Annotated in this window: 10 protein-coding genes; 6 read left to right on the top strand and 4 right to left on the bottom strand. The window is 72.0% G+C overall.

Annotated features, from left to right (window positions below):
* The first annotated feature begins 1555 nt into the window (after nt 1-1555).
* From AB0G20_RS26885 to AB0G20_RS26865, 5 genes are all read left to right on the top strand, one after another.
* Nucleotides 1556-2845 (top strand): extracellular solute-binding protein, encoded by a 1290-nt coding sequence (locus AB0G20_RS26885; RefSeq protein WP_361306710.1) that lies wholly within the window; start codon nt 1556-1558, stop codon nt 2843-2845.
* A complete protein-coding gene (locus AB0G20_RS26880) occupies nt 2845-3846 on the top strand; it encodes a sugar ABC transporter permease (protein WP_361306709.1) in 1002 nt (333 codons plus the stop codon). The genes AB0G20_RS26885 and AB0G20_RS26880 overlap by 1 nt, the downstream gene beginning before the upstream one ends.
* A complete protein-coding gene (locus AB0G20_RS26875) occupies nt 3843-4730 on the top strand; it encodes a carbohydrate ABC transporter permease (RefSeq protein WP_361306708.1) in 888 nt (295 codons plus the stop codon). Before AB0G20_RS26880 ends, AB0G20_RS26875 begins: the two co-directional genes overlap by 4 nt.
* 7 nt (nt 4731-4737) lie before the next feature.
* Nucleotides 4738-5328, top strand: coding sequence for a hypothetical protein (locus tag AB0G20_RS26870; protein WP_361306707.1), 591 nt, complete (start codon nt 4738-4740; stop codon nt 5326-5328).
* 111 nt (nt 5329-5439) lie between these two features.
* On the top strand, nt 5440-8175 hold the full coding sequence (locus tag AB0G20_RS26865; RefSeq protein WP_361306706.1) for a Tat pathway signal sequence domain protein: 2736 nt from the start codon (nt 5440-5442) through the stop codon (nt 8173-8175).
* A 75-nt stretch (nt 8176-8250) separates the two neighbouring features.
* On the opposite strand, the gene AB0G20_RS26860 is transcribed toward AB0G20_RS26865, so the two are convergent.
* The 4 genes from AB0G20_RS26860 to AB0G20_RS26845 form a co-directional block, all read right to left on the bottom strand.
* Entirely contained in the window at nt 8251-8457 is a 207-nt protein-coding gene (locus AB0G20_RS26860) for a hypothetical protein (protein ID WP_031139070.1), read from the bottom strand.
* Between the two features lie 11 nt (nt 8458-8468).
* Nucleotides 8469-9824: a diaminopimelate decarboxylase gene (locus AB0G20_RS26855; RefSeq protein WP_361306705.1), complete on the bottom strand. Its 1356-nt coding sequence runs from the start codon at nt 9822-9824 to the stop codon at nt 8469-8471.
* Nucleotides 9825-10073: 249 nt separating this feature from the next.
* Nucleotides 10074-11735 (bottom strand): helix-turn-helix domain-containing protein, encoded by a 1662-nt coding sequence (locus tag AB0G20_RS26850; protein ID WP_361306704.1) that lies wholly within the window; start codon nt 11733-11735, stop codon nt 10074-10076.
* 125 nt (nt 11736-11860) lie between these two features.
* Entirely contained in the window at nt 11861-14281 is a 2421-nt protein-coding gene (locus AB0G20_RS26845; protein WP_361306703.1) for a hypothetical protein, read from the bottom strand.
* Nucleotides 14282-14342: 61 nt separating this feature from the next.
* Between AB0G20_RS26845 and AB0G20_RS26840 the strand changes: the two genes are divergently transcribed.
* A complete protein-coding gene (locus tag AB0G20_RS26840) occupies nt 14343-14789 on the top strand; it encodes an SRPBCC family protein (RefSeq protein ID WP_361306702.1) in 447 nt (148 codons plus the stop codon).
* Nucleotides 14790-14816 lie beyond the last annotated feature (27 nt).

Below are 14816 nucleotides of genomic sequence, written 5' to 3'. Positions count from 1 at the left end.
TGGGCCGCGCGTGCGGCCGGGCCTGTTGGCTGACGGGCTGACGCCGTGACCCGCCGAGAGGCTCAGGGGGCTCTGGCTGGAGAGGGCGCTCGTGCTGCCGGACCGCGGTCGGGCTGGCTGGGGCTGTGGTCCGTCGGGGGTGCCGGGCGTGTGGGGGAGTTCTGGCTGGTGGGGCGTTCGGGCTGCCGAGGTCGTCGTCGGATCGGGTGGGGCTGTGGTCCGTGGGGAGGGCCGGGCGTGTGAGGGGGTTCTGGCTGGTGGGGCGCTCGGGCTGCCGTGGCCGTCGTCGGATCGGGTCGGGCCGTGGTCCGTCGGGAGGGCCCCCGGGCCTGCCAGGGTTCTTTGACTGGTGGGCCGTGCGTGCGGCCGAGTCCGCCGTCGAACGAACTGGTGCGGTGCTCCGCGGGGAGGGCCAGGGGCTGCTGGGTGGAGGGGGCGCCAGCGCCGGCCGAGATCGCCTCGTCGGCCAGTTCGCGCCTAGACCCGCCTCGGGCCGGGCGGGCGAGCAACCCGCGGGCAGGGCCGCCTGCGTCGCCGAGATCCTCCCTCGTCGCGCCAGCCAGGGCCGAGCTCCGTCCCTGGTCGGGGGCCGGGTGCGCCGGGAACCCTCTGCCGTGAGCTGCTCGCGCCGCGGCTCCCCGTCGAGCCGGCGGACGCTGCGATCCGGCCACCGGGCCGGCTGTGGCCAGGATCAGCCCGGGCCGGGTGTGCGAGGGCTGTCGGTGAGCCGCTCGCGCCGCCGCCCCCTCCAGGCCGCAGGCGCCGAAAGCCCCTCGTCGGACCAGCTAACGCCGCGAATCGCCCCAGGTCGGGGCGGGCCGGGATTTCCCTGCCCGGTGGTCGCCCGTGCCACTGCTCCCCGTCGAGCCGGCTGGCGCTGAGATCCGCCCATCGGTCCCGCCAGGGCCAGGATCAGCCCGGGCCGGGCGTGCCGGGAAAACCCTGACCGGTGAGCCACCCGCGCCGCCGCCCTCGTCCAGTCGGCTACTGCCAAGCCCCCGCCGCCGGTCCAGCTTGCGCCGCAATATGGCTCGGGCCGGGCGTGCCAGGAAACCCCTGCCGGTGGGCCGTCCGCGCCCATCCGCCCCGCCCCCACCCGCCGACCCGAGCCCCTCCCGCCGGGCCCGTCCACCACCCGCGAGCTCACGAGCCCCCCGCCCCGCCCGCCCTCATCCAGCCCCCCCGTCGCCCCCAGTTGCCACCACCCCGCCAACCCCCGCCCCCCCAACGCCCCTCACCCCACCGCCTCATGGCCAAAACCAACCCCCGCCCCCACAACCCCCTCCTCCCACCCCAGCGTCGACTTTCGGACGCACCCGAGAGCAGCCCGACTCGCCCCTTCCCGTTCGGCGTTTCGGTCGTGCGGTCGTCACCAGCGACGTCGTCCGGCCCCGCCCTCAGCCCCACCTCCGCACCCCGCCCCGTCGCCCGCCCCCTCGGTAAGAAAATCTTGTCCGAATCATTGACGCACTCTCAGCCCCTCCGTACCTTGTGCCAGCAAGCGCTTACTTGAAACGATTCATGCGAGCGGGACGACGTGCGGGGAGGTCCAACCGTGGTGAACGGCAGGAATGTTGAGAGACGTACGATCCTGAAGGCGGCCGGAGCCACGGCAGCCACGCTGGGGTTGGCCGCGACGACCGGGTGCGGCGGTGACGGAGGGACCTCCGCGGACGGGACGGTGACGATCCGTTACGCGTGGTGGGGTGCGGAGGACCGCGCCGAGAGAATCAACAAGACGATCGAGCTCTTCCACAAGAAGTACCCGAAGATCAAGGTGAAAACGGACTTCCAGCCTTATCTCGACTTCTGGAAGAAGTTCAACACCCAGGCCTCGGGCGGAAATCCGCCGGACGTGTTCCAGAATGCGATCGGCTTCCTCCGCAAATACGACGCGAAGAACGTGCTGCTCGATCTCAGTGAGCAGGCCAAGGCCGGCAACCTCCGGATGGAGGGATTCCGCGCGGGTCTGGAGAAGTTCGGCGAGATCGACGGCAAACTCCTCGGCGTTCCGGTCGGGTCCAACTCGATGGCCCTCGTCATCGACAAACCCGTCTACACCCGCGCCGGCGTCAAGCCGGAGCAGGGCTGGACCTGGGACGACTTCGACGCGGCGATGAAGAAGATCCGCGACAAGACGGGCCGCGCCGGCGACAGCGGCATGTACGGCACCATGTACCTCTACGACCTCTACCTGCGCCAGAACGGCAAGGCGTTCTTCACCGAGGACGGACTCGGCTTCACCGAGGCGGACCTGACGGACTGGTGGACGAAGGCCAGGAAGGGCGTCGAGGAGGGTCTCTTCTCCGACCCCAAGAAGGTCGCCCAGATCAAGCCCAAGTCGGCGCTCGCCGCGGAGCTCTCCGGTGGCGAGTACACCTGGGACAACTTCACCGTCCGCTACACCTCCGAGGGCAAGAGCGAGTACGGCCTGGCTCCCATCCCGACGACGGACGGCAAGAAGACCGGCCAGTACCTCGGTTCCCTGATGCTGAGCGCCTCCAAGCGCACCCAGCACCCCAAGGAAGTCGCCCAGTTCATCGACTTCATGGTGCACGAACCCGAGGTCGCCGAGATCATGGGCTACGACCGGGGCGTGCCCGCCACGCAGGCCCAGTTCGACGCGTACAAGCCGACCGACCCGGTCAACCAGGCGATAGCCGCCTACGAGCAGTCCCTCGTCAAGGCCGGTGTTCTCGAGCCCATCACCCCGCACCCGAACGGCGCGGACATCTGCGAGTCGGCGTTCCTGCGCATCGCCGAGGAGATGGGCCTGGGCAAGAGGTCGGTGGCGGAAGCCGTCAAGCAGTTCTTCACCGAGTCGAAGACGGCTCTCGGCACCTGATGGGAACCACCGTGACACACGCCCCTGCGATGGAGGACCTGTCCCAGGACTCCGAGCCGCGGCACGGTCCGGTGAAGCCCGCGCGCCCCGCCGCCCTCAAGCGGCGGCGGCGCCGGGAGAACCTGGCCGGCTATCTCTTCATGTCCCCGTGGATCGCCGGGTTCCTGCTGCTCACAGCGGGTCCGATGATCGCCTCGCTCTACTTCGCCTTCACCGACTACAACCTGTTCGACGCGCCCAAGTGGATCGGCCTCGACAACTTCTCCGAGATGTTCGGCGATCCACGCTGGCGCCACTCGGTGCAGGTGACGCTCTGGTACGTCGCCGTGGGTACGCCGCTGAAGCTGCTCGCGGCCCTCGGTGTGGCGCTGCTGCTCGCCCAGAGCCGGCGCGGGCAGGCCTTCTACCGGGCCGCCTTCTACGCGCCGTCGCTCATCGGCGCGAGCGTCTCCGTCGCGATCGTGTGGAAGGCGATCTTCTCGGACGACGCGATCGTCGACCGTACGCAGAAGATCTTCGGTATCGACGTCGGCGGCTGGACCGGCGACCCGGACATGATCATCTACAGCCTGGTGGCGCTCACCGTCTGGCAGTTCGGCGCCCCCATGGTCATCTTCCTGGCCGGCCTCAAGCAGGTCCCGCGCGAGCTCTACGAGGCGGCCGAGGTCGACGGGGCGGGCAGGCTGCGGCGGTTCTGGAACATCACGCTGCCGATGATCTCCCCGGTCCTCTTCTTCAATGTCCTGCTGGAGACCATCCACTCCTTCCAGATCTTCAGCTCGGCGTACATCGTCGGCGGCGGTGCGGGCGGCAACGCCTGCGGTCCCGCCGACGGCTCGATGGTCTACACCTGCTACCTCTACGTCCAGGGCTTCGAGAACAGCCGCATGGGTCTGGCCTCCGCGATGGCCTGGCTCCTGCTGATCGCGGTCGCCCTGGTGACGGCCGTGCTGTTCTGGTCCCAGAAGCGCTGGGTGCACTACGAGGAGGGCGCCCGATGAGCGCGCAGGCCACCACCGACGTCAAGCCGTCCGGCTCCGGGGCGTTGCGGCACAAGCTGCCCGGCTCCCTCGCCTGGCACCTCGGGTCCCTGCTGGTCCTCGCGGTGATCCTCTATCCGGTGGTCTGGGTCGTCGGCGGGTCCTTCAAGAAGAGCGAGGACATCGTCGGCAGCCTGGACCTTCTGCCGAGCGACCCCGTCGTCGCCAACTACAAGAGCCTCGCCGACGGCATCGCCGACATCTCCGTCTCCACGTTCTTCTACAACTCGCTCTTTCTCGCGGTCGGTTCCGTCATCGGCATCCTGGTGTCCTGCTCGCTGACGGCGTACGCCTTCTCCAGGATCCGGTTCGCAGGCCGCAATCTGCTGTTCACGCTGATGATCGGCACGCTCCTGCTGCCGTACCACGTGCTGCTGATCCCGCAGTACGTGCTGTTCCGCAACATGGAGCTGATCAACACCTACACGCCGCTGCTGCTCGGGAAGTACCTGGCCACCGAGGCGTTCTTCGTCTTCCTGATGGTGCAGTTCATGCGCAACATGCCCAAGGAACTGGACGAGGCGGCCCGCCTCGACGGCTGCGGACACCTGCGGATCTACTGGTCGATCGTGCTGCCGCTGAGCCGGCCGGCCCTGATCACCAGTGCGATCTTCACGTTCATCAACTCCTGGAACGACTTCATGGGCCCGCTGATCTACCTCAACGAGCCCGACAAGTACACGGTCTCGCTCGGCCTGAAGATGTTCGTCGACCAGGAAGGGCTGGCCAACTACGGCGGCATGATCGCCATGTCGCTGGTCGCGCTGCTGCCGGTGCTCGCCTTCTTCCTCGCCTTCCAGCGCTATCTGATCGACGGCATGGCCACGTCGGGTCTGAAGGGCTGAGGCGGGCATGGCCGGGACACGGGTGAAGGCACGGGGCGAGTCAGCGCTCGCCGAGCGGTTCGCGGTGTTCGCCGAGTGTCTGCTGACTGGTGTGTGGATCGCGGTGGCCTCCCTGGGAGTCGTCACCTACCCCGCCGCGTTCGCCGCGGGGGCGCGGCATCTGCGGCGTCGTACCGCTCATGAGGGCGGTGGTTGGCGGGAGTTCGTCGCCGACTTCCGCACGGCCGTGCGCGGCGGATGGCTCGCCGGGCTCGCCGGGTGGGCGGCACTCGCCGCGGTCTGGGTGGACGTGCAGGCGGCCCGGGCGGGGATCCCCGGCGGGCCGCTCGTGGGGGCCCTCGGTGTCGTCGCGCTCATCGGGCTCGTCGTCGCCGGGCTGCGGGCGGCGGCGGTCTGGGTGCCGGGCGCACGCTGGCGGACGCTGCTGGCCGAGGCCGGGCGGCGGACGGTGCTCGATCCGGCCGGGTCCTTCCTGATCGTCGGCGGGCTCGCCGTGGTGGCCCTGTCCGCCTGGTTCGCCGCGCCGCTGGCGATCGCCGTCCTCGGGGCCGTGGCGGCGGCGGCCGTCGCGGTGGAGGAGCGGTACCGGCACCGCTGAACTGCGGTGCCCCCTTCCAGGTCGGCGCCCCGGCGCCGCACCTCTCACTGTCATGCCCCTGACCAGCGCACGGAATCGCTTCCCGCACGGACGAGGAAAGGCAGCATCGCCATGTCTCCCATCCCCCGCAGGTCCCTCCTGAAGGCAGCCGCCGTCGCCGGAGCCGCCGCCCAGTTCAGCTGGGCGCTGGGAGCCCAGGACGCCCAGGCCGCGCCCGGAGTCGAACCCGCCGATGCGGACCCGGTGACCCTGGACTGGCTGGAGGACGGCGGCCTCGGCGCCGCACCCGGCTCCACCGTCGGTGTGCCCTGGCCCAAGGGCGCCTACCAGAAGGACCAGACCTTCACGCTGACGGACGCCGGCGGCAAGACCGTGCCCGTGCAGTCCTGGCCCATCGCCTACTGGCCCGACGGCTCCCTCAAGTGGACCGCGCACGCCGTCGCCTCGGGCGACGGCAAGCTCACCCTCGCCGCCGGGACGCCCGCCGCACCCGAGAAGAAGGTCACCGTCGTCAAGCGCGGCGGCACCATCGACATCTCGACCGGTGTCATCACCGCCAAGATCGGCACGTCCGGCTCCACGCTCGTCAAGTCCGTCACCCGTGGCTCCACGGAGATCGCGAAGAACGGTCGGCTCGTGCTGATCCGCCAGCCCGAGATCGAGGACGAGGACCAGGGCGCGGTCAAGACCGAGCGGTTCGACGGCGCGATCTCCAAGGTCGAGGTCGAGCAGGCGGGCCCGGTCCGCGCGGTTGTCCGCATCGACGGCAAGCACCGCAAGGGCGGCCGCAGCTGGCTGCCTTTCTCGATCCGGCTCTACTTCTACGCGGGCGCCGACTCCTTCCGCATGGTGCACACCATCACCTACGACGGCAAGCAGGAGCCGGGCAAGGCCAGTGGCGACTTCGTCCGTGGCCTCGGTGTCCGCTTCACCGTGCCCCTGCGGGACGAGTCGTACGACCGCCACATCCGCATCGGCGGCGACGGCACGGGACTGCTGCGCGAGGCCGTCAAGGGCATCACCGGACTGCGCCGGGACCCGGGCGCGGCAGTCCAGGCGGCCCAGTTCGAGGGCAAGAAGCTGCCCGACCCGGCCACCTGGGACCAGCGGGTGACGACCCGGCTGCAGTACATCCCCGAGTGGGGCGACTACACCCTCTCCCAGCTCTCCGCCGACGGCTTCACGCTGCGCAAGCGCACCAAGAAGGGCCACGGCTGGGTCGCCGCGGGCGGTGGCCGGCGTGCGTCCGGTCTCGGCTACGTCGGCGGGGCGAGCGGCGGGTTCTCCTTCGGGCTGCGCGACTTCTGGGAGAAGTTCCCCGCCCAGCTGGACATCCGGGACGCCCACACCGACGAGGCCGAGGTCACCCTCTGGCTCTGGTCGCCCGAGGCGCAGCCCATGGACATGCGCTTCTACCACGACGGCATGGGCCAGGACACCTTCCCGGAGCAGATCGAAGGCCTCAACATCACCTACGAGGACTACGAGCCGGAGTTCGGCACCCCGTACGGCATCGCCCGCACCTCCGAACTCCTCTTCTGGGCCAACGACTCGACCCCGGGCGCCGACCGGCTCGCCGAGCAGGTCGAGGCCGTCCGCGTGCTGCCGCAGCTGGCCGCCCCGCCCAAGCAGCTCATCACGGCCAAGGTCTTCGGACCGGGCCTGTACTCCGAGCCCGACCGCTCCACCCCGGCCAAGGCGAAGATCGAGGACCACCTCGACTTCCTCTTCACCTACTACAAGGACCAGGTGGAGCAGCGCCGCTGGTACGGCTTCTGGGACTACGGCGACATCATGCACACCTACGACACGTTCCGGCACCAATGGCGGTACGACATCGGCGGCTACGCCTGGGACAACTCCGAGCTGTCGCCGGACCTGTGGCTCTGGTTCGCCTACCTGCGCTCCGGTCGCGCCGACGTCTTCCGGTTCGCCGAGGCGATGACCCGGCACACCGGCGAGGTCGACGTCTACCACCTGGGCAAGTGGGCGGGCCTCGGCACCCGGCACGGTGTGCAGCACTTCGCCGACAGCGCCAAGCAGCAGCGCATCGCCAACACCACCTACCGGCGCTACTACTACTTCCTCACGGCGGACGAACGCGTCGGCGACCTCATGCACGCCAACGTCGACTCCGACGAGACGTTCCTCGCCCTCGACCCGCTCCGCAAGATCCGCACCGAGCCGTACACCCCCGACCGGCACGCCCTGTCGATCGGCTTCGGCACGGACTGGAGCGGCCTGGTGTCGGCGTGGCTGACGGAATGGGAGCGCAAGGGCCCGAAGTGGGAGAAGGCCAAGGCCCGCGTGCTGTCCACGATGGAGACCATCGCCGCCCAGCCCAACGGCTTCGTCCAGGGCAGCGGCCTGTACGACCTGGACACCGGCAAGTTCGCCGTCGCCGGGGCCCCCAAGGTGGAGGTCTCGCACCTGTCGGCCGTCTTCGGCCTGAACGAGCTGTGCGCCGAGCTCATCGACCTCGTCGACATGCCGAAATTCAACGAGGCGTACTTCGACTACTGCCGCTACTTCAACGCCACCAAGGCCGAACAGGCGGCCCGCTACGGCTCCAACTTCGGCAACCTGCTGCTCTTCCAGGGCCACTCGCGCCTCGACGCCTACGCGGCCGTCAAGACCGGCGACGAGAAGCTCGCCAAGCGGGCGTGGGAGAAGTTCTACAACTCCGACGGCTACAAGGAGTCGGCACCCTGGCGGACGGAGAAGCTGAGCGGCCCGGTCGCGCTGGTGCCGGGCAGCGAGGCCACCTGGGTCTCCACCAACGACACCGCGCTGTACGGCCTCGCCGCCATCGAGAACCTGGCACTGCTCGGGGACAAGATGCCGTAACGGGGGACCGGCCGAGCGGATCCCGCGGCGAGGCATCGGGATCCGCTCGGCCGGGGCCGCCTGCCGCGGTACGCCCTAGTCGATGATCTGGTTGAAGAACAGGACGGCCGGGGCCACCACCCCGCCTCCGACGCTCACCGCGACCGGCCACACGTTGCCGGCCAGCGCCGCCAGGACGGTGGCACCGATGCCGACCAGGGCTGCCAGCAGGAAGACGATCGCGGCGCGCTGACTGAGGAGCGGTCCGTCCCGGCCCGGCCCCCGACGGTCGGCCTGTGCCACCTCGGTGCTCCTTACCCGACGCCGTGGACGGTCTCGTGCGCTCGTTGCCGCGGGGGAGTGCCGTGGCCGCCCGGGCCCGGCACGTCCCACGGATCCTGCGCGGGACGCAGGAGTTCGAAGCGGACAGCGCCGCCGTCGTCGCTCGTGCGGACCCCGTGCACGGCGGGTTCGGGCAGGCTGTTGTAGTGGAAGGGCGTCGAGAAGTAGTAGGCGCCCGTGTCCGGGACGGCGATGATGTCGCCGGGTTCCAGGAGCGGCAACGCGCGGTCACGCGCCAGCAGGTCCCCGGCGAAGCAGGCGGGTCCCGCGATGTCCTGGCGGACCGATCCGCCCCGCTTGGCCCTGCCGCTTCCGTCGTGCGCCTCGATCCGCAGGGGCCAGGCGTCGGGGTTGAACACGGTCCTGGTGGCCACCTGCACACCGGCGTGGGTGACCGCGATCGGCCGGCCGCCCATGCTCTTGGTGTACTCGACGTACGCGGCGGTGAACCCGTTCTTGGCGAGGACGGAACGCCCGAACTCGGTGACGATCTCGTAGCCGCCGGAGAACAGCGCGGGAGCCTGGGCGCGCAGCTGCCGGACGTACGTGTCGAAGGTCGGCGTGGTCTCGTCGTCGGCGAAGTTGACGGGCAGTCCGCCGCCGATGTCGATGCCGACGACCTGGCGCCGTCCGAGGGAGGCGTTGACCTCCTCGGCGAACGCCACGGCCTGCGCCACCCCGCCGGCCATGAGGTCGAGCGGGCAGCCCTGCGAGCCGGCGTGGGTGTGTACCCAGGTCAGCCACGGGTGGTCGTGGTAGGCGCGCAGCAAACGCCGTCGGCTGCCCGGGTCCGCCAGGGGGACGCCGAACTTCGAGGTGCTCGTCGCCGTGCTCATCGCGGCGATGCTGCCGCCGCCGAGCTGGGAGTTGACGCGCACCCCGATCCGCGACACCGGCACGCGGCCGCCCAGCACCCGGTCGATCCTGGCCAGTTCCTGGTAGTTGTCCGCGTTGACGGTCACCCCCAGGCCGAGGGCGTGCCGCAGTTCGGCCTCCGTCTTGGCCGGGGAGTCGAAGACGATCCGATCCGGTGCGAATCCGGCGGCCAGCGCGCGGGCCAGCTCACCCGCGGTGGCCACCTCACAGCCCATGCCGAGCCGCCGCAGCTCCGCCAGCACCGGCACCAGGCAGTTGGCCTTGGCGGCGAACGCGTGCAGCACACGCGGCGCAGAGGGGAAGGCGCGGTGCAGGGACGCGACGGTCTCGGCGACGCCGTCGAGGTCGACGAAGGCGGCCAGCTGGGACCGCCCGGCGTCCAGCAGTCCCTGCCGCACCGCTTCCTGGAGGATCCGTTCGCGCCGCTCGGCGGCGGTGGTCAGTCCGGTCATGGTGAGCCTTCCGGTGTCGTACGCGCAGCGCCCGGGACCGCCCCGGGTGGAGTACCAGGCTGCTGTCCGCACCGGGAGGGCGTCTTCGTCGAGTCGTCAAAGAGGCGGGCCTCGCCCACGGCGGTTGAACGCAACAACCCCCGTGCCGGGCAAGGGTGTTGTGCGGTACGACGAAGGAGAGGCCCTTCGATGGTGGCCGCGGCCAAACGGCGGGCGGCACGCGCGCGGCCGCGCCTCGGCGCCGGCCGCTCAGGGGCGTGCGCCGTCGGCGTCCTGGCCCAGACGCAACTGCACCTGGGCGAGCAGCCGGGCGTCGGGACTCTCCAGGTCCAGTCCCGACACCTGCGTGATCCGGCGCAACCGGTAGCGCAGGCTGTTGGAATGCACGCCCAGCGCGCGCGAGGCGGCGGACACGTCACCGAAGTGGTCGAGGTAGGCGCGCAGGGTCTCCACCAGGCAACTGCCGCTGTGATCGGCGTCGAACTCCCTCAGCCGAGCCACCGAGGTCCGCGGTGGCAGCGCCACCTCCCGCAGGGCGTCGACGACTTGCAGGATGCCCACGGTGTCCGCGACGTCCTCGCTCCGCGCGACCGTGCGTGGCCCGGCGGCGGCGATGAGCGCCTGCAGGGTCCGCTCGGCCGACCGGCGTGATGCGGGCGCCCCCGCCAGGCCGGGGACCACGTCGCCGAGCCCCACCCTCACCGCCGGGCCGATCGTCGCCGACAGCTGATCGGCCAGTGATTCCCCGAGCCGGCGCACCTGGCCGTCGGCCCGCCCCGGGTCGCGCTCCAGCCCGCTCAGCAGCACCAGGATCCTGGCGCCCGCCGGAACCACCACCACTCGGTGGCCCAACGCCGCGCAGTGCAGGGTCAGCAGCCCGTACAGCCCGGACGGGTCGTCGTCCCCGTGCCGGGCGGGCCCGGTTCCCACCGCCAGGACGGCACAGGGCTCCCGGGGCGGCAGCGAGGCCCGCTCCGCGAGCACCTCGACGGATCCACGGTCCTCCAGCAGCGCCCGAGCCGCGTCCTCCACCAGACGGCCGTCCGAGCTGTGGGTGCGGTGGTGCAGCAGGTGGGCGGCGGCGGCCCGGGCCGCCGCGCGCAGCGTCTCCGCGGCGTTCGGCGCGAGCGGCCGGCCGGCGACAGCCGCCACCCAGATGGACCCCAGCGCCTCTCCGCCCGCCCGCACGGCGCCGACCAGACGTTCCGGATCCTGGCCGTGGGCGGGCCGGTGCAGCACATCACCCGCACCCCACAGCGCCTGGAAGAACCCCGCCTCCCGCATGGCCGCCACCCGCCACGGCGGCACACGACGGCCGAGGATGGTCAGCCGCCGCATCTCGTCCACGTTCTCCTCGGTGGACGAGTACGCCAGCACCCGCGACTCGGTGTCCTCGACGGTCACCGAGCCACCCACCAGGGCCGCCACCGCATCGGCCAGTGAGTCCAGATCGCCCAGGCGCACGCCGTGGGTCGCCGGCACCGGGGGAACGCCCGCGGCGGCCAGCGCCGCCCTCAGCACCCCCACGAGCTGTGCCCAGGTGCACCAGGCCGTACGGAAGAGCACCGCCGTGCCGCTCTCCTCCGCGGCCGCCTGCAACGCCCGCGCGGTGGGCTCCGGCCGCCCCGGGCCGAACACCACGCCCGCCGCACCGGCCTCACCGGCCCGGCGCACCACGTCGACCGCATGCGCCGACCGCGGGTCGACGCCCACCGCGAGCAGTAACTCCCGCGGTCTGATCAGGGGTTCCAGGGCATCCAGCACATGGACACCGGTGACGCTCGCCCCCAGCCCCTCCGGGGCCGTGTGCAGCTCCACGGCTCCCGCACCCACCACCGAGAGCAGCCGCTCCAGGGTCCCCTGGCCCTCGGCGCCCGTCCCCCGGCCCGGTGACTCCCCCAGGTCCGTCATGATGCCTCCCCCGTCCCCGCCCGACCGTGCCGTCGGCGGCCGATCGGAGAACGTATGACATCACGGGCTTTGTCCGCAGTCGAGACGCCCCTGCGGCACGCGGAGGGACCGACGGCGCGACGGGGCTAGTTCATCCTCCCCAGGACCTCCCGGACCCGCCGGACGTCCCGGATCCGCTGTTCGTACGTCGCCCCGAGGGCGAGCAGCAGGAGCCCGGCGAGGGCGGGAGGCGCCCAGCGGGGCAGGGCCCCCGTCACCTGCACGACGTACGGGGCGAGTTCGTGCAGCGTGACCAGGGCCAGCACCGAGCCGCCGAGCACCAGCGGCGCCCGGAGGTGGTGCCGGGCGCCCAGCAGGGTGACCAGCAGCGCCGCGACGCCCAGCAGCAGGGGCCGCGTCCAGTGCGGATCGGCCCAGGCCGCGACGAGGCTCGGCACGAGGGTGGCGGCGAGCCCGGGGCCGTACGCGGTCCAGGAGGAGGCCTGCGGGTCGCGGCGCCGGCGCAGCGCTCCGACGAGCAGCGCCGGGACGGTCACCGGGAGGGTGTAGGCCTCGGGCGTGCCGACGTCCCAGGCGGCCAGCCGGACCCAGGCGGCCAGCACGAACAGGGCCGTGGCCGCATAGCCGACGGGACGCCGCTCGGCACGCAGGGCCGTGCCCGCGGCGATCACCCCGCACAGGGCCAGCACCAGCGCGAGCATCGGCGGGTCGGTGACGGCGAGAGTCACGGCGAACAGCCCGAGGGCGGCTCCCACGGCCTCGACGGGCACCGTCGCCCGGGACGCGCCGAGACGCGGCGCCAGCAGGGCGGCGGCAGCGGGAACCACCAGAACCAGCAGGGCGGTTCGGGCCGGCGCCCAGTCCACGGCGGCACCGGACGCCGAGGCCAGCGCGGCGGCGTACCCGAGAGCCACCGGAGCCGTGAAGGGGGCGACGCCCGACCGCCACGAGGCCGCGGCGAACAGCGCCGTCAGGACGGACAGCACGACGAGGGTCGCGGACTGGGAGGCGAGAGCGACCAGGGTGAGGCTGACGGCCGTGACCAGGGCGAGGACGAGGGCCGTGACCTGCGCGGCCGATGTCGTGACGCGGCATGCGTACAGCGCGGCCGCCGTCATGACGCCCAGGACCAGCATCCCCGCGAGGTAAGGAGCCTCGAAGACCGCCGGAAGAGTCAGGGCCGTGGCCCAGAGCAGCCCGAGGGAGCCGAGCCGGGCCCGCCCGCGCCACTGCTCCGCGCGGACGGCCAGGGCGAGAACGGTGGCGACGGCCACCAGCACGAGGGGAGCCATTGCCGCGTGCGGCGGCCAGGGCGCCTCGACGACCACCGCCGCACGGGCATCCGACGGCGCACCGCTCCACACCCGGCCCGGCCGGCCGGCCGGGCCCAGCAGCACCACGGCGACGACGGGCAGCGCCCACAGCACCGCCAGCGCCTGTACGGCACCGGAGGCCCACGCGAAGCCCGTCCGCATCGCGTCCGGCAGCCGCTCGACGCGCACCGCCGCCAACAGGGCGATGCCGACGGCCAGATGCGCCGGAACCACCCACTCCGACGGCAACCCGGGACGAGCCACCCCACCGAGCGCACCCACGACGAGCAGACCGGACGTGATCGCGAGGCCGAGGGCGTGCTTGACGCCCGGCCCTCGCCAGGCCGCACCCAGGGCGATCGCCGCCGCGAGCAGGAGCAGCGCCCCGGCACGGGAAGCGTCACCCGGACCGTCGGCCGTCGAGGACAGCCAGCCGGCACCCAGAACACCCCAGCCGCCCATGCCGTAGGCACCGACGACGGCGGTGATCCGCGCGGCCCCGGCCGTCAACCGCACCACCGCCACGGCGTCGAGCCCGGCCGTGACCAGCAACGCGGCCGTGATCACATACGGACTCGCGTCGCCTGCCAGGGCCCACAGCAGCAGCGGGAACTGGGCCGCGACCAGGGCGGAGGGCAGGGGCAGGCGCAGCGCGGACGTGGCCGGCAGCAGACCGTACGCCGACCAGGTCGCCGCCAGCACCGCCGACGCGGCGGCCGCGTACCCGGTCCCGTCCGTCCCGGAGAGGGCCGCCGCGTGCAGCGCGTAGGCGTCCAGGACGGTCAGGGCGAGCCCGAGGCCCGCCACGGACTCGGCCGTCGACCGCAGGCCCCGCTTCAGCAGGGCCACGGGCGCGGCGAGCGTGGCCAGCGTGACCGCGCCGAGCACCAGGGCCCGCCCGGCGATTCCCATGCTCCCCCAGCTGACCAGCGTGAACACCGCCGCCGCCAGCGTGAGCAGGACACCGCCGAGGACCAGCAGCACGTTCTGCACGCTGGGCGCGGCCGCCTCCGGGCGAGGCGGGGCGGTGGGCGGCGGCTGCGTCGAGGCCTGGGCCCGCGGCTGCTGCTGCGTCTGGTGCAGGGCCGCGACCAGCCAGGCGCGACGGGACAGCAACTGGGCACGCCGGGCGTCCAGTTGCCAGAGTTCGGCATCGAGGAGCCGCAATTCCTCGGCCGGGGGCGGAAGGTGGGTCATGCATCGCAGTGTGGTCCGCGTCACCCCGCACGGCATGAGCGCGGATACTCAGGCGCGTACTCAGACGGTTCGCGCCGCGAGTGGGCAGACTGCCGGCATGGACTGGAACCATTACCGCTTCCGCAGTCTGTGGGCCCTGCCCGCACCCCCCGCCACCGTGTACGACGTGCTGGAACGCCCCGAGGACTACCCGCACTGGTGGCGCCAGGTCCGGGAGGTGACCCGGCTCGACGACACCACCGGGGTGATCCACGTCCGCTCCGTCCTGCCGTACGGCATGACCTTCACGGCGCGGGAGGTGCGGCGCGATGCCGCGGCCGGCGTGCTGGAGACCGCCCTGTCCGGGGACCTCGAGGGCTGGGCACGCTGGACCGTCACGCCGCACGGGACGGGCAGTCTCGCGCGGTACGACCAGGTCGTCAGCGTGAACAAGCCGCTGCTGAGGCGGCTCGCCGTACCGGGACGGCCCGCCTTCCGCGCCAACCACACACTGATGATGCGGTCCGGGCGGCGCGGACTCCTCAGGCACCTCCAAGCGGTTTGAAGGAAGCGTGCCCGGGCCTGTATTGTT

Source organism: Streptomyces sp. NPDC024017 (assembly GCF_040638895.1).
Taxonomy (GTDB): Bacteria; Actinomycetota; Actinomycetes; order Streptomycetales; family Streptomycetaceae; genus Streptomyces.
Note: the sequence above shows the minus strand (reverse complement) of the source record. Positions and strands in the feature narration are given on the sequence as shown.

Coding starts and splice junctions, on each gene's coding strand:
- AB0G20_RS26855 (WP_361306705.1), bottom strand. CDS start 9,824: ATGACCGGACTGACCACCGCCGCCGAGCGGCGCGAACGGATCCTCCAG.
- AB0G20_RS26880 (WP_361306709.1), top strand. CDS start 2,845: ATGGGAACCACCGTGACACACGCCCCTGCGATGGAGGACCTGTCCCAG.
- AB0G20_RS26850 (WP_361306704.1), bottom strand. CDS start 11,735: ATGACGGACCTGGGGGAGTCACCGGGCCGGGGGACGGGCGCCGAGGGC.
- AB0G20_RS26865 (WP_361306706.1), top strand. CDS start 5,440: ATGTCTCCCATCCCCCGCAGGTCCCTCCTGAAGGCAGCCGCCGTCGCC.
- AB0G20_RS26845 (WP_361306703.1), bottom strand. CDS start 14,281: ATGCCGTGCGGGGTGACGCGGACCACACTGCGATGCATGACCCACCTT.
- AB0G20_RS26875 (WP_361306708.1), top strand. CDS start 3,843: ATGAGCGCGCAGGCCACCACCGACGTCAAGCCGTCCGGCTCCGGGGCG.
- AB0G20_RS26870 (WP_361306707.1), top strand. CDS start 4,738: ATGGCCGGGACACGGGTGAAGGCACGGGGCGAGTCAGCGCTCGCCGAG.
- AB0G20_RS26840 (WP_361306702.1), top strand. CDS start 14,343: ATGGACTGGAACCATTACCGCTTCCGCAGTCTGTGGGCCCTGCCCGCA.